The organism is Pseudomonas donghuensis, assembly GCF_000696345.2.
Lineage (GTDB): Bacteria > Pseudomonadota > Gammaproteobacteria > Pseudomonadales > Pseudomonadaceae > Aquipseudomonas > Aquipseudomonas donghuensis.
The window spans coordinates 2,520,674-2,537,616 of the sequence record NZ_CP071706.1 but is presented as its reverse complement, the minus strand read 5'-3'; the positions used below and the strand labels follow the sequence as shown (position 1 = coordinate 2,537,616).

15 protein-coding genes are annotated in these 16,943 nt (G+C 64.6%); 10 read left to right on the top strand and 5 right to left on the bottom strand.

The window, feature by feature from the left end; all coding sequences use genetic code 11:
- Nucleotides 1–22: 22 nt before the first annotated feature.
- Nucleotides 23–1,510 carry an NCS1 family nucleobase:cation symporter-1 gene (locus BV82_RS11830; protein ID WP_010221814.1) on the bottom strand — a complete coding sequence of 496 codons (1,488 nt, stop codon included), beginning with the start codon at nucleotides 1,508–1,510 and terminating at the stop codon, nucleotides 23–25.
- 331 nt (nucleotides 1,511–1,841) lie between these two features.
- Between BV82_RS11830 and hydA the strand changes: the two genes are divergently transcribed.
- The 3 genes from hydA to preA all read left to right on the top strand — a co-directional run bounded on the left by hydA (nucleotide 1,842) and on the right by preA (nucleotide 6,000).
- Nucleotides 1,842–3,287 carry a dihydropyrimidinase gene (gene hydA / locus BV82_RS11825; protein WP_010221813.1) on the top strand — a complete coding sequence of 482 codons (1,446 nt, stop codon included), beginning with the start codon at nucleotides 1,842–1,844 and terminating at the stop codon, nucleotides 3,285–3,287.
- Between the two features lie 70 nt (nucleotides 3,288–3,357).
- On the top strand, nucleotides 3,358–4,725 hold the full coding sequence (locus BV82_RS11820; RefSeq protein ID WP_036995997.1) for an NAD(P)-dependent oxidoreductase: 1,368 nt from the start codon (nucleotides 3,358–3,360) through the stop codon (nucleotides 4,723–4,725).
- Nucleotides 4,726–6,000: an NAD-dependent dihydropyrimidine dehydrogenase subunit PreA gene (preA, locus tag BV82_RS11815; protein WP_036995998.1), complete on the top strand. Its 1,275-nt coding sequence runs from the start codon at nucleotides 4,726–4,728 to the stop codon at nucleotides 5,998–6,000.
- Nucleotides 6,001–6,055: 55 nt separating this feature from the next.
- Here preA and BV82_RS11810 read toward each other — a convergent pair whose 3' ends face one another.
- Nucleotides 6,056–6,685, bottom strand: a complete 630-nt coding sequence (locus BV82_RS11810) for a LysE family translocator (protein WP_036995999.1) — start codon at nucleotides 6,683–6,685, stop codon at nucleotides 6,056–6,058.
- Nucleotides 6,686–6,809: 124 nt separating this feature from the next.
- Here BV82_RS11810 and BV82_RS11805 point away from each other — a divergent pair, with 124 nt between their 5' ends.
- Entirely contained in the window at nucleotides 6,810–7,193 is a 384-nt protein-coding gene (locus tag BV82_RS11805; RefSeq protein ID WP_010221808.1) for a DUF2784 domain-containing protein, read from the top strand.
- On the opposite strand, the gene tam is transcribed toward BV82_RS11805, so the two are convergent.
- Both tam and pdxR read right to left on the bottom strand, forming a co-directional pair.
- On the bottom strand, nucleotides 7,190–7,954 hold the full coding sequence (tam, locus tag BV82_RS11800) for a trans-aconitate 2-methyltransferase (protein ID WP_036996000.1): 765 nt from the start codon (nucleotides 7,952–7,954) through the stop codon (nucleotides 7,190–7,192). The two genes, BV82_RS11805 and tam, sit on opposite strands and share 4 nt — an antisense overlap.
- Nucleotides 7,955–8,017: 63 nt before the next feature.
- Complete coding sequence (gene pdxR, locus BV82_RS11795; protein ID WP_036996002.1) at nucleotides 8,018–9,472, bottom strand: MocR-like pyridoxine biosynthesis transcription factor PdxR; 1,455 nt, start codon at nucleotides 9,470–9,472, stop codon at nucleotides 8,018–8,020.
- A 90-nt stretch (nucleotides 9,473–9,562) separates the two neighbouring features.
- Between pdxR and BV82_RS11790 the strand changes: the two genes are divergently transcribed.
- The 5 genes from BV82_RS11790 to BV82_RS11770 all read left to right on the top strand — a co-directional run bounded on the left by BV82_RS11790 (nucleotide 9,563) and on the right by BV82_RS11770 (nucleotide 15,248).
- Nucleotides 9,563–10,774 (top strand): multidrug effflux MFS transporter, encoded by a 1,212-nt coding sequence (locus BV82_RS11790; RefSeq protein ID WP_036996003.1) that lies wholly within the window; start codon nucleotides 9,563–9,565, stop codon nucleotides 10,772–10,774.
- A 34-nt stretch (nucleotides 10,775–10,808) separates the two neighbouring features.
- Complete coding sequence (locus BV82_RS11785; RefSeq protein WP_010221804.1) at nucleotides 10,809–11,288, top strand: GNAT family N-acetyltransferase; 480 nt, start codon at nucleotides 10,809–10,811, stop codon at nucleotides 11,286–11,288.
- A gap of 77 nt (nucleotides 11,289–11,365) precedes the next feature.
- The gene (locus BV82_RS11780; RefSeq protein WP_036996006.1) at nucleotides 11,366–12,187 is read left to right on the top strand and encodes a WG repeat-containing protein; all 822 of its coding nucleotides are present in this window, start codon (nucleotides 11,366–11,368) and stop codon (nucleotides 12,185–12,187) included.
- Nucleotides 12,188–12,231: 44 nt separating this feature from the next.
- The gene (locus BV82_RS11775) at nucleotides 12,232–13,965 is read left to right on the top strand and encodes a gluzincin family metallopeptidase (protein WP_036996008.1); all 1,734 of its coding nucleotides are present in this window, start codon (nucleotides 12,232–12,234) and stop codon (nucleotides 13,963–13,965) included.
- Nucleotides 13,962–15,248, top strand: coding sequence for a ComEC/Rec2 family competence protein (locus BV82_RS11770; RefSeq protein ID WP_036996010.1), 1,287 nt, complete (start codon nucleotides 13,962–13,964; stop codon nucleotides 15,246–15,248). Before BV82_RS11775 ends, BV82_RS11770 begins: the two co-directional genes overlap by 4 nt.
- An 89-nt stretch (nucleotides 15,249–15,337) precedes the next feature.
- Here BV82_RS11770 and BV82_RS11765 read toward each other — a convergent pair whose 3' ends face one another.
- The gene (locus BV82_RS11765) at nucleotides 15,338–15,958 is read right to left on the bottom strand and encodes a TetR/AcrR family transcriptional regulator (RefSeq protein ID WP_010221800.1); all 621 of its coding nucleotides are present in this window, start codon (nucleotides 15,956–15,958) and stop codon (nucleotides 15,338–15,340) included.
- A gap of 159 nt (nucleotides 15,959–16,117) precedes the next feature.
- Between BV82_RS11765 and dkgB the strand changes: the two genes are divergently transcribed.
- On the top strand, nucleotides 16,118–16,921 hold the full coding sequence (gene dkgB, locus BV82_RS11760; RefSeq protein ID WP_036996013.1) for a 2,5-didehydrogluconate reductase DkgB: 804 nt from the start codon (nucleotides 16,118–16,120) through the stop codon (nucleotides 16,919–16,921).
- Nucleotides 16,922–16,943 lie beyond the last annotated feature (22 nt).

Here is a 16,943-nt window from a genome sequence, read left to right as displayed (position 1 = left end):
TGGCCTCTGCGGGCCATAGGCGCTACACGGTGGGTTTGAGGTTGGTCGCGCGGGCTGCCCTGAGGCTGCCGAGGGCGTAGTAGATCAGCCCGCCCAATGCGGAGCCGGTGAACCAGCCAAAGTCGTAGAACCAGCTGAAAGCGGTGCTGTGCAGCGACAACAGGGTCAGCACCACCGGTACGCCGAAGGCGATGAAGCCGGCGGCATTCCAGGCCGGATAGACGTCGTCGCGGTACAGGCCGGCGAGGTCCAGGGTCTGTTTGCGGATGATGAAGTAGTCCACCACCATGATCCCGGCAATCGGCCCGAGCAGGCTGGAATAGCCCAGCAACCAGTTGGAATAGAGGCTTTCCAGGCTCACCTCGCTGACGATCCAGCCAAGCTTTTTCAACAGTTCATGGCCCATCAGCAACAGCCCCACCAGCCCGGTGAGCAGCACCGCGGTGGTACGCCCGATCCATTTGGGCGCCAGGTTCTGGAAGTCGTTGGTTGGCGAGACGATGTTCGCCGCCGTGTTGGTCGACAGTGTGGCGATGATGATCAGGGCCATGGCCAGTGCGACCCACAGCGGGCTCTGGATATGCCCGATCAGGCTGACCGGGTCGGACACGGTTTCGCCGACCAGCGAGGTCGAGGCAGCCGTCAGCACCACCCCCAGGGCGGCGAACAGGAACATGGTCAGCGGCAGGCCGAAGATCTGCCCGAGAATCTGGTCTTTCTGGCTTTTGGCATAGCGGCTGAAGTCAGGAATGTTCAACGACAGCGTGGCCCAGAAACCGACCATGGCGGTCAGCCCGGCAAAAAAGTAGCCATACACGCTGGCGCCCTCGGGGCGCTTGGGCGGCTGGGCCATCAGCTCGCTGATCGACACATTGGGCAAGGCCCACACCAGCAGCCCGGCGCCCACCAGCACCAGCAACGGCGCCGACAGGGTCTCCAGCCATTTGATCGACTCGGCGCCACGCAGCACCACCCACAGGTTAAGGCACCAGAACAGCATGAAGCCGATCACCTCGCCGGTGCCGCCCAGCGCCTTCCAGTCCGCCGACAGCGAACCAAGAAACAGGTGGATGGCCAGGCCGCCGAACATCGTCTGGATACCGAACCAGCCACAAGCCACCAGGGCGCGAATCAGGCACGGCACGTTGGAACCGAGGATGCCGAAGGACGAGCGCAGCAACACCGGAAAGGGAATGCCGTACTTGGTGCCGGGAAAGGCATTCAAGGTCAGCGGAATCAATACCACGGTGTTGGCCAGCAGGATCGCCAGCAGTGCCTCGCCCACGGTCAGCCCGAAATAGGCGGTGAGCACGCCGCCGAGGGTATAGGTCGGCACGCAGATCGACATGCCGACCCACAGCGCGGTGATGTGCCATTTGTTCCAGGTGCGCTCGTGCACCTTGGTCGGGGCGATGTCGTGGTTGTACCGGGGGCTGTCGAGGACGTCGCTGCCGGCGTCGAGTTCATACAAGCCGTCGCGTTCGCTCACCTGCGATCTGGTCTGCTGCATGGCCGCTCCACTGTTGTTGTGTTTTTGGGAGTTGGTTGCATTGCACTGGCATGTGGGCAATCACGGCTGCCCATGAGAAATCTTGACCATTTCCACAACCTGTCAAGAACGACAGGACCACTGGTCGTTTTTCTTGAGCCCGAAATAGTTCATATAACCCTTGTAAATCAGCCATTTAACCTAGTTATAGGCCTATAAACTAATTATTTGCCCTATCCAAAATCGCCGACTAGATTCAATTCCTGACAGCGATGACAGGTTTTCGCCTACGCTGAAAAAAGTACAAAACCTAGAACCGGTAACAACCGGTCAAGCCTGCGAGGAGCATCTGATGACGCTTATGATTCGTGGCGCCACCCTGATTACCCATGAAGAAAGCTACCGTGCCGATGTGTTGTGTGCCGACGGCGTGATCAAGGCCATCGGCAGTGACCTTGAGGTCCCGGCCGGCTGTGAAGTGCTCGACGGCAGCGGCCAGTACCTGATGCCCGGCGGCATCGACCCGCACACCCACATGCAACTGCCCTTCATGGGCACCGTGGCCAGCGAGGACTTCTACAGCGGCACCGCTGCGGGCCTGGCCGGCGGCACCACCTCGATCATCGACTTTGTCATCCCCAACCCGCAGCAATCGCTGCTCGAAGCCTTTCACCAGTGGCGTGGCTGGGCCGAGAAATCGGCCAGCGACTACGGCTTTCACGTCGCCGTGACCTGGTGGAGCGAGCAGGTGCGCGAGGAGATGGGCGAGCTGGTGAGCCTGCACGGGGTCAACAGCTTCAAGCACTTCATGGCCTACAAGAACGCGATCATGGCCGCCGACGACACCCTGGTCGCCAGCTTCGAGCGCTGCCTGGAGCTGGGCGCGGTACCCACCGTGCACGCCGAGAACGGCGAACTGGTCTATCACCTGCAGCGCAAGCTGCTGGCCCAAGGCATAACGGGCCCGGAAGCGCACCCGCTGTCACGTCCCTCGCAGGTTGAAGGTGAAGCCGCCAGCCGCGCCATTCGCATTGCCGAAACCCTGGGAACGCCGCTGTACCTGGTGCATGTCTCGACCCGTGAAGCCCTGGATGAGATCACCTACGCGCGCAACAAGGGCCTGCAGGTCTACGGCGAAGTACTGGCCGGCCACCTGCTGCTGGACGACAGCGTCTACCGCCACCCCGACTGGCAGACCGCTGCCGGCTACGTCATGAGCCCGCCGTTTCGCCCGCGCCAGGACGGCCATCAAGAAGCACTGTGGCACGGCCTGCAATCGGGCAACCTGCACACCACCGCCACCGACCACTGCTGCTTCTGCGCCGAACAGAAAGCCGCCGGGCGCGACGACTTCAGCCGCATCCCCAACGGTACCGCCGGCATTGAGGACCGCATGGCAGTGCTCTGGGACGAAGGGGTCAACAGCGGCAAGTTGTCGATGCAGGACTTCGTCGCCCTGACCTCGACCAACACCGCGAAGATCTTCAACCTGTTCCCGCGCAAGGGCGCCCTGCGCGTCGGCGCCGATGCCGACCTGGTGCTGTGGGACCCGCAAGGCACGCGGACCATCTCAGCCGCCACGCACCATCAGCAGGTCGACTTCAACATCTTCGAAGGCAAGACCGTGCGTGGCATCCCCAGCCACACCATCAGCCAGGGCAAGCTGGTCTGGGCCAACGGCGACCTGCGCGCCGAGCGTGGTGCCGGGCGCTACATCGAACGGCCGGCGTACCCGGCGGTGTTCGATCTGCTCAGCAAGCGGGCCGAGCATTCAAGGCCGGTTGCCGTGAAGCGCTGAAGAGCATCGCTGGCAAGCCAGCGATGGAAGGCAAAGCCTTCCCCAAAAAATAAAAAAAGAGGAACCCACCGTGATCGACTCCCTCAACCACCTGCCCCGACCGACCCAGAACAACGCCACCCTCGCCGAGCACTTCAGCGACCTGGCACCGCCCCTGACCGCCCGCCAGGCCGCCCTCGAAGCTTCCCGTTGCTTGTACTGCTACGACGCCCCCTGCGTCAATGCCTGCCCCAGCGAGATCGACATCCCCTCGTTCATCCGCAACATCCACCAGGAGAACGTCCAGGGCGCGGCGCAGAAAATCCTCTCGGCCAATATCCTCGGCGGCAGCTGCGCGCGTGTCTGCCCCACCGAGATCCTCTGCCAGCAGGCCTGCGTGCGCAACAACCACCAGGAATGCGCGCCGGTGCTGATCGGCTTGCTACAGCGCTATGCCGTGGACCATGCCGACTTTGCCCAGCACCCGTTCCAGCGCGCCGCCAGCACCGGCAAGCGCATTGCCGTGGTCGGCGCCGGCCCGGCGGGGCTGTCCTGCGCCCACCGGCTGGCCTGGCACGGCCACGACGTGGTGATTTTCGAAGCCCGGGAAAAAGCCGGCGGCCTCAATGAATACGGGATCGCCAAGTATAAGCTGGTGGACGACTTCGCCCAGCGCGAGGTGGATTTCGTCCTGCAGATCGGCGGCATCGAGATCCGCCACGGCCAGGTACTGGGTGACAACCTCAGCCTGGCCGAGCTGCAACAGCAGTTCGACGCGGTGTTCCTCGGCCTTGGCCTGAATGCCGTGCGCCAGCTGGGCCTGGCCAACGAGGCTGCGCCGGGCATGCTCGCCGCTACCGCGTACATCCGTGAACTGCGCCAGGCCGATGACCTCACCACCCTGCCCGTCGCCGACCGCTGCATCGTCCTCGGCGCCGGCAACACCGCCATCGACATGGCCGTGCAGATGGCTCGCCTCGGTGCCCGCGACGTCAACCTGGTGTACCGCCGCGGCGTCGAGGACATGGGCGCGACCGCGCACGAGCAACACATCGCCAAGGAAAACCAGGTACGCCTGCTGACCTGGGCCCAGCCTGAGGAAGTATTGCTCGACGATCAGGGTCGGGTGCGCGGCATGCGTTTTGCCCGCACGCACATGAGCGATGGCCGCCTGCAGCCAACCGGGGAAACCTTCGAACTGGCCGCCGATGCGATCTTCAAAGCCATCGGCCAAACCTTTGATGACTGCGCCCTGGGTGACAGCAGCGGGCAACAGCTTGCTCGCGACGGCGAGCGTATTCGTGTCGACCAACAGCTGCGCACCAGCCTGCCCGGCGTGTATGCCGGCGGCGACTGCACCCAGCTCGGCCAGGACCTCACCGTCCAGGCCGTGCAGCACGGCAAGCTGGCCGCCGAGGCCATGCATGCGCACCTGATGCTCAATGTGGAGGCTGCATAAATGGCTGACCTGTCGATCGAATTCGCCGGCATCAAGGCGCCCAACCCGTTCTGGCTGGCCTCCGCGCCGCCTACCGACAAGGCCTACAACGTGGTCCGCGCCTACCAGGCCGGCTGGGGTGGCGTGGTCTGGAAAACCCTCGGCGAAGACCCGGCCGCGGTCAACGTCTCGTCGCGCTACTCGGCGCACTACGGGGTCAACCGCGAGGTCATGGGCATCAACAACATCGAGCTGATCACCGACCGCTCGCTGGAAATCAATCTGCGCGAAATCACCCAGGTGAAGAAGGACTGGCCCGACCGCGCGCTGATCGTGTCGTTGATGGTGCCCTGCGTCGAAGCCTCCTGGAAAGCTATCCTGCCGCTGGTCGAGGCCACCGGCGCCGACGGCATCGAGCTGAACTTCGGCTGCCCCCACGGCATGCCCGAACGCGGCATGGGCGCGGCGGTCGGCCAGGTGCCGGAGTACGTCGAACAGGTCACCCGCTGGTGCAAGACGCACGGTTCGCTGCCGGTGATCGTCAAGCTGACACCGAACATCACCGACATCCGCCAATCGGCCCGCGCCGCCCATCGCGGCGGTGCCGACGCGGTGTCGCTGATCAACACCATCAACTCGATCACCAGCGTCGACCTCGAACGCATGGTCGCCCATCCCATCGTCGGCGACATGAGCACCCACGGCGGCTACTGCGGCTCGGCGGTCAAGCCGATCGCCCTGAACATGGTCGCCGAAATTGCCCGCGACCCGGCCACTCATGGCCTGCCGATCTGTGGCATTGGCGGTATCGGCAGCTGGCGCGATGCCGCCGAATTCGTCGCCCTCGGCTGCGGCGCGGTGCAAGTGTGCACGGCGGCGATGCTGCATGGTTTTCGCATCGTCGACGAGATGAAGGACGGCCTCTCGCGCTGGATGGACAGCCAGGGCTACCGCAGCCTCCAGGAGTTCCAGGGGCGCGCCGTGGGCCACACCACCGACTGGAAGTACCTGGACATCAACTACCAGGTAGTGGCCAAGATCAACCAGCAGGCGTGCATCAACTGCGGCCGCTGCCACATCGCCTGCGAAGACACCTCGCACCAGGCCATCGCCAACCTCAAGCAGGCCGACGGCAGCCACCGTTACGAGGTGATCGACGCCGAATGCGTGGGCTGCAACCTGTGCCAGATCACCTGCCCGGTGCAGGACTGCATCGAGATGGTCCCGCAGGACACCGGCAAGCCGTTCCTCGACTGGCAGCATGACCCGCGCAACCCCTATCACGAAGCGTCCTGAAGCCGAGGTAAAAACAACGAGGGAGGATCATTGATCCTCCCTCGTTGGCTTTCGCTCAGCGCAAATCACTGCGCCGGTACAGGCTCAAGCCCACCGCCAGCGCCGCCAGCATGCCGGCGCAGCTGCGGTTGATCCACTGCATGGTGCGCGCCGAAAAGCGCCGCATGGCGTGCCGCCCGCCATAGGCGTAAACGGCCATCATCAGCCCGTCGATCGCCGCGCTGGTGATCGCCAGCACCAGGTACTGCTCGGCCACCGGTTGCTCGGGGCGAATGAACTGCGGCAGGAACGCCGAGAAGAACAGCAAGCCCTTGGGGTTGGACAAGCCGACCAACAATGCCCGCAAAAAGGCCGAACGCCCCGTGGCGCCAGCGCTCACCGTGCTACGTTGCAAGGCCCCGCTCGGCGCCCGCCAGAGCACCCAGGCCAGGTACAGCAGGTACACCGCGCCCACCCACTTGACCACACTGAACAGCTGCTCCGAAGCCTGCAGCAACGCCCCCAGGCCGCAGCCCACCGCCGCAATCAACAGCAGGTCGGAGAGCATCGCCCCGGCCATGCCGAAACCGGCCACGCGCATGCCGTGGGACGCGCCATTGTTCAGGGCCAGGAGCATCGCCGGACCGGGGGTGATCATCACCGCGCTGGCGGCGATAACGTAGAGCAGCAGGGTCGAGGCTTGCATGGCAGGCTCCGTGGACAGAAAGGCCCAAGCATGCCTTGGCCAAGCGGATCATGGCAATCGTAGCGGCCCGCGAATGCCTATATCATGGTGGCTAGAGGAACATATCCACGAGGAAGGAATCGTCATGCTGTACCGCCTGGGCGCCGATGGTCTGGTGCTGTTTCACCTGTTGTTCATCCTGTTCGTGCTGTTTGGCGGTTTGCTGGTACTCAAATGGCGGGGTGCGATGTGGTGGCACTTACCGGCGGTGTGCTGGGGGACCGCCGTGGAGTTCTTTCACCTCACCTGCCCGCTCACCGAATGGGAAAACCGCCTGCGCCAGGCCTCGGGCCTGGCCGGTTACGAAGGCGGTTTCATCGAGCATTACATCTGGCCGATCATCTACCCGGCCGGGCTGACGCCGGGCATCCAGCTGGTGCTCGGCTCGGTGGTGGTACTGGTCAACGGCCTGGTCTACCTGCGCGTCCTGCGCCAATGGCAAGCGCGGCGCCAGCAGCGCATCGCCTAGCGTGTGGCGACGATAAACAGGCGCGGGAACGGTAACAACACCGTGCCATCCGCTGCAGGCGGATAAGCCTGCTCCATGGCCTGCAGGTAGTACTGTAGAAAGTCTGCCTGCTCCTGCGCATCCAGCGCCGCCAGATACGGCCGCAGCGCCGAGCCCTTGAACCACTCCACCACCGCCGGCGCACCACCCGCCAGCGGGTGGTAGTAGGTGGTGCGCCACACGTCCACCCGCCGGCAATGGGGGCTGAGCACATCGTAGTAGTAGGCGGCGGTGTGCCGTGGCGGCAACTTCAGGTCAGCGACCTTGCTGGCCCACGCGCCACGCCTTGCGATCTCGCGAATCTGCCGATGGGCCGGCTCGTCGAGGTTGTCCGGGGTCTGGATGGCCAGGCTGCCACCGGCCACCAGTTGGCGCACCAGGTGCGGGTACAGCTGGGCATGGTCGGGCAACCACTGCAGCGAGGCGTTGGCCAGGATCACATCGACGCCCTGTTCGGCGCTCCAGCTGCCGATATCACCCACGTCGAACGCCAGCTGCGGCAAGCGCTGGCGGGCGGCGGCGATCATGTCTGCAGAGCTGTCCAGGCCGGTGACCTGCGCCTCGGGGTAGCGCCTGGCAAGCACTTGCGTGGAGTTGCCCGGGCCGCAGCCCAGGTCCACGGCGCTGGCCACCGCCTGGTTGGGCAGCGCCGCCACCAGGTCGCGCACCGGGCGCGTGCGTTCGTTCTCGAAAGTGCTGTACTGCGCGGCGGACCAGGTCATCGCAGGTTCCTTGAGTGGCCTTGGGAATTCGAGCGTGGCCCTAGCATGCCGGTTACCCGCCGATTAGGAAACCTCATGCAGCAGCGCCGCGAGCTTGCGCCCGGCAAAACGCAGCTGCGCCGCTGTCAGGGCGGTGAAGCCAATCATCACCGCCGGTCTCAGTTGCACCTGCTGGCAGAAGCTGCCGATCGGCTGTAGCTGCAAGCCTTGACTGGCCGCGCGCTGGCAAAAGTCCTGCTCATCCGTCCCCTCTGGCAACCACAGGACAAAGTGCAAACCGGCTTGCTGCCCGCTGACCTCATAACCGCTCGGCGCCTGCTCGGCCAGGCACTCGAGCAACAGATCACGGCGTTGCTGATAAGCCTGGCGCGCCTGCCTCAGGTAGCGCACGAAGCTGCCATTGGCCATGTACTCGGCCAGGCCCAGTTGCTCGGTGACCCCAACCGCGCCACCGGTACCCTGCAGGGTGGCCAGCAACGGCTCGCGCAGGCTGGCCGGCACCAGCATGAACCCTACGCGCAGGCCGGCGAACAGGGTCTTGTTGAAGCTGCCGCAGTAGATCACCCGGTCGCTGTGATCCAGGGCCTTGAGCGCCGGCAGCGGCGCATTGTTGTAGTTGAACTCGCTGTCGTAGTCGTCTTCGACGATCCAGGCGTCGGCACGCTTGGCCCAGTCCAGCAACATCAACCGTCGCGACACCGACAGGGTCACGCCCAGCGGCGACTGGTGCGCGGGGGTCACGCAGGCCAGGCGGGCATCAAGGTGGCGCTCGAGCAGCTGGTCATCGATACCCTCGGCCGTCACCGGCACTGCGACCACCTGCGCCCCGGCCCGCTCGAACAGCGACCTGGCGGTGCGGTAGCCGGGGTCTTCGACGCAAGCCTTGTCGCCTGGGCAGATCACGCTGCGCGCCACGAGGTCGATGCACTGGCGAATGCCGCTGGTGACGATCAGGTCCTGGGCATTACAGCGTATGCCGCGATAGCTGCGCAGGTAGTTGGCAATCCGTTCGCGCAGGGCCGGCAGGCCGGCCGGGTCTGGCGAACTGAGCAAGGCTGTCGGCGCGCAGGCCAAGGCCCTGCCCAGGGCCCGGGACCAGGCCTTGACCGGGAACAGTGCCGGGTCGGCCAGGCGCGCGACAAACGGCACCCCCACCTGCACACCGGTAAGGCGCGAGGCTGTCGGCTCGCTGACCGGCTGCTGCGCCAACGCCAGTGGCGGGCCGCTGCCGGCAGCGATGAACAGGTCAGGAACGACCGCGCAGACCCGCGTACCGGAGCCGGCCACCCGGCTGACATAGCCTTCATCGCGCAAGCGCTCGAACACCAGCTCCAGGGTGCCGCGCGACAACTGCCAGCGCTCGGCCAGGGTTCGCGTCGAGGGCAAGCGGGTGCCGGCCGGCAGGCGCTTGTCGAGTATTGCATCGCGCAAGGCGGCATAAGCGCCTTGCTGCTTACCCTGGGCCAATGCCGGTGGCAGCGGTAGATCGAGGGCGATGGCGGCTTTGCCGGTGCGCATAGTGGTCCAATCAAATTCACTCTTAATGGCGCTGCCGATTAAACCACATTGACCGTTAAGGTCGACGCATCGACAACAAGGAAATGTTCCATGCGCACCACCCCCTCGCCCGGCCCACGAACCTGGTTGCTGTTGCTGCTGATGATTGTCTGCCTGCCGCGGGTGGCCCTGGATATCTACCTGCCCGCCCTGCCCGACATCGCCACGGCCCTGCACGCCAGCGACGCCCAGTTGCAACTGACGCTGACCCTGTACATGGTCGGCTACGCCCTGAGCATGCTGATCAGCGGCCCACTGTGCGACCGTTTTGGCCGCCGCCCGTTGTTGCTGCTCGGCGGCACTATTTACCTGCTGGCGAGCCTGGCCTGCAGCCTGGCCAGCAGCGTCGAGGTGATGATTGCCGCGCGCCTGTTGCAGGCCCTGGGCGGTTGTTGCGGGGCCGTCATCGGCCGGGTGATGGTGCGTGACCACTTCGACCGCCAGCAACAGGGCCACCTGCTCGGTTACCTGTCCATGGGCATGGCGCTGTCGCCAATGATCGCGCCACTGCTGGGCAGCCTCATCGAAACCACCCTTGGCTGGCGCTGGATTTTCCTGCTGCTGAGCCTCAGCGCCGCCCTGAGCCTGCTGCTGATCGCCCTGCGCCTGCCGGAAACCCGCCCGCCGCACGCCGCCGGACAGCGCCACGAGCCGGTGCTGAAGGTTTACCTGCGGCTGCTCGGCGACGGCTACTTCATGCGCTATTCACTGGCGATTGCCTGCGTGTATTGCACCTATTTCCCGTTCATCGCCGAGTCCTCGACCCTGCTGCAACGCAGCCTGGGCCTGAGTTCGCTGCAGTACGCCGCGGTCTTCGCCGTCACCGTCGGCGGCTATCTGGCCGGCTCGCAGCTGTTTCGCCGGCGCAGTGGGCGCTACAGCGCCGATGCCTTGCTCGGCCAGGCCATGTTCCTCAACCTGGGTGGCGCGCTGCTGCTGATGCTCACCACCCGCCTGTGGCCCGAGGCATTGCTGGCGATCGTCCTGCCGATGCTGCTGATCATGCTTTCGGTGGGCCTGGCCATTCCGGCCTGCCAATGGGCGGTGCTGCACCCCTATGCGGCCATCGCCGGCAGCGCCTCGGGGTTGTTCTTCTTCATCCAGATGGCCTTCACCGCTCTGTGCAGCCTGGTCATCGGCCAGTTGTCCGATGGCAGTGCCGGGCCCTTGGCGGGCATGACCGCGCTGGCCAGCCTGGCCTTTGCCCTGGTGCTCAAGCGGTTACGCAGCGAAGCGATTACCCTCAAGGCCAGTTCCGGCTAACATGGGCGATTACCTCACTTGCCGGAAGCCTGCCATGAGCCTGACCATCCGCCCTGCCCGGCGCGACGACGCCGCCCAGATCCTTGCCTTCATCACTGAACTGGCCGACTACGAACGTGCCCGCCACGAGGTGATCGCTTCCGTGGCCGACATCGAGCGCACCCTGTTCGATGACGGCGCCAAGGCCCTGAGCCTGATCTGCGAGCGCGACGGCCAGGCCATCGGCTATGCGGTGTACTTCTACAGCTATTCGACCTGGCTGGGGCGCAACGGCATCTACCTCGAAGACCTGTACATCACCCCCGAGCAACGCGGTGGCGGCGCCGGCAAACAGCTGCTGCGCCATATTGCCATCGAAGCCTGCGAGAACGGCTGCGGGCGCCTGGAATGGAGCGTGCTGGACTGGAACGAGCCGGCCATCCAGTTCTACAAGTCCCTGGGTGCCCTGCCCCAGGATGAATGGGTCCGCTACCGCCTCGAAGGCGCCGGCCTTGAGGCCTTCGCCCGCGGTTGAGTGGCTGGGCAAGGCCGGCGCGATCGGCTAAGGTGCATGCCTTGCCCTACCCTCGCCTTGCCAAGGAATGCACTGAATTGAAGGCTTTATTTCGCGCCCTCCCGTCATTGTGCCTGGGCGCTGCCCTGGCAGCGTGCAGCACCACCCCCGCCGACCCGGTCAGTTTTAAGGAAAATGGCCTGTATGGCCTCAAAGACGCCAGCGGCAAGGTCATCGTTGCGCCGTCCATCGAGCTGCAACCGGTCTACCACGAAGGCATGGCAGCGGTTCGCATCAACAACCAATGGGGCTACATGGACCGCAAGGGGCAATTGGTCATCCCAGCCCTCTACAAGCGCCCCGGGCCATTCAGCGATGGCCTGGCAGGCGTCTGCCTGACGTCTTCCGCATGCGGCTACATCGATACCCGGGGCCGCACCGTGGTGCCCTTCGACTATGACTGGGTCGAGAGTTTCGATGAAGCCAAGGACGACCTGGCGGTGGTCGCCAAAGGCAACCTGTACGGCATGATCAACCGCAAGGGCAAGCAGGTGATCCCCCTGCGCTTCAGCTCGCGGCCCCTAACCCAGAAAGGCTATGTGCTGCTGAACGACAACGACAGCAAAAAAAGCGGCCTGATGAACACATCCGGCAAAGTGGTGCTGCCTTTCGAATACGACGGCATCGCCTACAATACCTGGGGCGGACGGCTGATCAACGACAACCTGCTGAGCGTGGCCAAGGAAGGTAAATGGGGGTTTGTCGACCTTAGCGGCAAGGTGGTGCTGCCCTATCTCTACGACAGACCCGGTTTTTTCCGTGACGGCCAGGCCATCGTCCAACGCGACGGCAAGCATTACCGGATCGACCGCCAGGGCAATGAAACGCCGTTGGAATACGAGCCGTTGAAGCTGCCCTGATAGCAGTTCCGCTGATTTGAGCCTGGTGCACAGGAGCGTTGCCCATGGTCGTGAAAGCCAATAGCCAGACCTTCACCATCCTCGCCCAGGATCCTGCAGTGCGTAATGCCCGCGGCGAGCTGCTGTTCGCCCGGGTCAGCGTGCCGCGGGAAAGCCTCGGCCTGGGGCCCACCGGCTACCGCCTGAAGGTGGTCGACTTCGATGCCTCGCGCAACCAGCTGTATCACGCCCATGCCTACCAGCAGGACGCGGCCAGCGGCTGCATGATCGACCCCTTCGACCCGCCCGGCGAAGCGCTGCTGGGCAATCCGGCGTTCCATTGCCAGCACGTTTATGCGGTGGTCATGCGCACCCTGGCGCGTTTCGAGATGGCCCTCGGGCGCCGGGTTGGCTGGGGCTTCGACGGCCATCAGCTGCACGTGGTGCCGCATGCCTTCGTCGAAGCCAACGCCTTTTACTCACGGGCTGACCGGGCGCTGATGTTCGGTTACTTCAAAGGCCTGGACGGCCAGCATGTGTTCACCTGCCTGTCCCACGACATCGTCGCCCACGAAGCCACTCACGCGATTCTCGACGGCTTGCGCGGCGGCTTCATGAACGCCTCGGGGCCGGACCAGGCGGCCTTCCACGAAGGCTTTGCCGATGTCGTGGCCCTGCTGTCGGTGTTCTCCCTGCGTGAAATCATCGAGTTCGCCCTGACCAATGGCGGGCGCATCGAACTGACCGTGCAGGGCGACCGGCGCCTGCTCAATGGCGATCAGCTGAGCCCGCAGAACCTCGCCGAATCGCTGCTGTTCGGTATCGGCGAAGAGTTCGGCCAGCAGCTCGAAGGCCTGCGTGCCAATGCCCTGCGCCGCTCGGTGATGCTGCCGCCGTCGACCGATTACCTTAGCGGCGAGCAGTTTGCCGAGGCCCACAACCGTGGCGAAATCTTCGCCGCCGCCATGCTGCGCAGCATGCTCGCCCTGTGGGTGGCGCGCCTGGGCGAGCTGGGCAATTTTGGCGACAACCTGTACAACCTGCGCGAAGTGGTCGCGGAAGGCGCCAAGGCCGCCGACCAGTTGCTGACCATCGCCATCCGCGCCCTGGACTATTGCCCGCCGCTGGACCTGGAGTTCGGCGACTACCTGGCCGCCCTGCTCACCGTCGATGCCCAGGTGGCTCCGGATGATTCGCGCTACGACTACCGGTTGATCATCCGCACCACCTTCGAAGCCTTCGGTATTGTCCCGCCAGCGGCGCGCACCGACAGCGACGGCTGCTGGCATGGCTTTGCCGACAACGGCCAGGTGCAGTACCGCAACAGCCACTTCGACTCGATGCTGCGCGACGACGAAGAGGTGTTCCGCTTTCTCTGGGAGAACCGTGCGGTGCTGGGCATCGATGAGCGGGCCTACACCCAGGTGGTGTCGGTGCGCCCGAGCATCCGCCTGGGCACCGACGGCCTGCTGCTGCGCGAGAGCGTTTGCGAATACATCATGAAGGCCAACATCTTTGGCGCCGAGCTCAAGAGCGTGTGCAACATCAGTCCGCGCCCGGCCTGGATCAAGACCACCGACGCCCTTACCGTCTACGGCGCCGGCACGCTGATTTTCGATCAATACGGGCGCATCAAGTACCACGTCCAGCGCCCGCTCAATGACGGCCAGTGGCAGTTGCGCCGCTTGAGCTACCTGGCGGGCCTGGACAACGGCGAGCTGGACCTGCGCAACCCGCTGGCCCAACTGCACCGCCAGCGTGCCTGGCAGGTGGGACCGCTGCGCGAGGAGCAAGCATGAGCCCGACCAGCCTGACCCTCTATGCCTACCAGGTTGGTTTTGGCGACTGCTTCCTGCTGCGCTTCAACTACCCCGGCGCAGTGCGCCGCCATGTGCTGATCGACTTCGGTTCCATGGGCATGCCCAAGGGTGTCGCCCAGGGCCAGCGCCTGCTGGCCATTGCCGAGGACATCAAAGCCAAGTGCGCGGGCAAGCTCGATGCGGTGGTCGCGACTCACCGGCATGCCGACCATATCAGCGGCTTTGCCACCAACCGCGCCGGCACCGCCAGCGGTGATGTGATCCGCAGCCTGGCGCCGGAGCTGGTGCTGCAACCCTGGACCGAACAGCTTGAGCTGGCTGAAGACGCCAGCGCCCCCGAACAACCCGGCCTGTTCGGCGCACGCAGCATGGCCCAGACCCTCAAGAGCATGAATGCCCTGGCCAGCGCCGTGGTCAAGCTGCTCGATCAGGGCAAGCACGGGCTGTCCGAGGAGCTGACCCGGCGCCTGGGGTTTATCGGCGAAGACAACATCTCCAACGCCAGCGCGGTCAACAACCTGGCGAGCATGGGCACCCGCAACGCTTATGCGTTTTTCGGCAGTGAGGACGTCCTGGCCGAGCTGCTGCCCGGCGTGCGCACGCACATTCTCGGCCCGCCCACGGTCGAGCAGAGCGCCTCGATCCGCAAGCAGCGCAGCCGTGACCCGGCCGAGTTCTGGCACCTGCACCGGCAACTGCTCGATGCCCAGGTCAACCCGCCGGACGACGATCCGGGGCCCTTTGCCGACTACCCGGCGATGCGTGGCAGCAAACTGCCCATGAGCAGCCGCTGGATCGCCCGACGGGTGCGCGAAGCCCGTGGCGAGCAACTGCTGCAGATCGTCACTGCGCTGGACAAGCAAATGAACAACACCAGCCTGATCCTGCTGTTCGAAGTGGCGGGCAAGAAGCTGCTGTTCCCGGGCGATGCGCAGATCGAGAACTGGAGTTATGCCTTGAGCCACCCGGACATTCGCCAGCTGCTGGCGGATGTCGACCTGTACAAGGTCGGCCACCATGGCAGCCTTAATGCCACGCCAAAAAGCCTCTGGGGCGGTTTCAACAAACGGGGCAAGGCCGGGACGGCGCAGCGTTTGACCAGTGTGTTGTCGACCATGCCCGGCAAGCATGGCAACCCCGAGGCTGGCACCGAGGTGCCGCGGCGGCCGTTGCTGGAGGCGCTGGGCAAGGAGAGTGAGTTGCACAGTACCGATGGGTTGGAACCGGGAGCTTTGTATGAGGAGCTGGAGTTCAGCTTCTGACGGTCAGGGCCCTATCGCTGGCAAGCCAGCTCCCACAAGATCAGCATCCACAGTACCTGTGGGAGCTGGCTTGCCAGCGATGCTTTTGATCAGGGCTCCAACCCGATACCCCTGAGGATCACACTGGTCACCGTCTGCACCGCCCGCTCGAACTGCAGCTCCGACAAGGGCTGGTGGTCATTGAGCAGCCCCACCTGGTGGCTGAAATCCGCATAGTGCTGGGTCGAGGCCCAGATCATGTACAGCAAGCCCGATGGCTCCACCGGCAGGATTCGCCCATCCTCGATCCACTGGCGGATCTTCGCCTCCTTCATCTTCGCCCAGTCGTACAGCGGGTCATCCAGTGCTGCGCCAAGGTTCGGCGCGCCATGGATGATCTCGTTGGCCCAGACCTTGGAGCCATGGGGCCGGGTGCGCGAATGGTTCATCTTGGCGCGGATGTAACTGCTCAGCACAATGCGTGGATCGTCGTACAGCTCGAAGCACAGGGCATCCTGCTTCCACACATCGAGCAGGCCGAACAGCACCGCCTGGTACAGTTCGGCCTTGGTGCTGAAGTAATAGTGCACGTTGCTGCGCGGCAGGTCGGCGGCCTCGGCGATGTCGGCCATGGCCGTGCCGGCGAAGCCTTTTTCAGCAAAGACCTTTTCGGCGGCAAGAAGAATGTTGTCAACGTTGCGTTGACGAATGCTGAGCTTGTGCTGGGCCATGGGCGAATCCGCTGCGACTGACCCTGCAAGGCTACCACTGCCGGGGCATTCGTGCGCTGCAGGCAAAAAGGTTGTGCCGCGATGGGCATTTTTCTGCGTGTGCACAGTCGCAATACTGCACGCCTTGTTTATCAACGCCCGCACTGAAGGAACCCGCTAATGACTATTCCCGCCCTCGGCCTCGGCACCTTTCGTCTCAAGGATCAGGTGGTAATCGATTCGGTGGCCACCGCCCTGGAGCTCGGTTACCGCGCCGTCGATACCGCGCAGATCTACGGCAACGAAGCCGAAGTCGGCCAGGCCGTGGCCGCCAGCGGCATCGGCCGTGACCAGCTGTTCATCACCAGCAAGATCTGGACCGAGAACCTGGCCGCCGACAAGCTGATCCCCAGCCTCAAGGACAGCCTGGGCAAGCTGCGCAGCGACTACCTGGACCTGACCCTGATCCACTGGCCATCGCCCAAGGGCGCAGTGCCCGTCAGCGAATTCATGGGCGCCCTGGCCGAAGCTCAAAAACAGGGCCTGACCCGGCAGATCGGGGTGTCCAACTTCACCATCGACCTGCTGCGCCAGGCCATCGAGGAGGTCGGCAAAGACGCCATCGCCACCAACCAGATCGAGCTGCATCCATACCTGCAGAACCGCACGCTGGTGGACTTCATGCACAGTCAGGGCATTGCCGTGACCTCGTACATGACCCTGGGCTACGGCAAGGTCCTGCAAGACCCGGTGATCCAGCAGATCGCCGCGCAACACCATGCCACCCCGGCGCAGGTGACCCTGGCCTGGGCCATGCAGCTGGGCTATGCGGTGATCCCGTCCTCGACCCGGCGCGAGAACCTGGCCGGCAACCTCAAGGCCCGCGAGCTCAAGCTGAGCGATGAGGACATGGGCAAAATCGCCGCCCTCGACAGCGGCCTGCGCCTGACCAGCCCCGAGGGCCTGGCGCCGGCCTGGGATTAACCGCGGTCGGTGCAGACCCGGG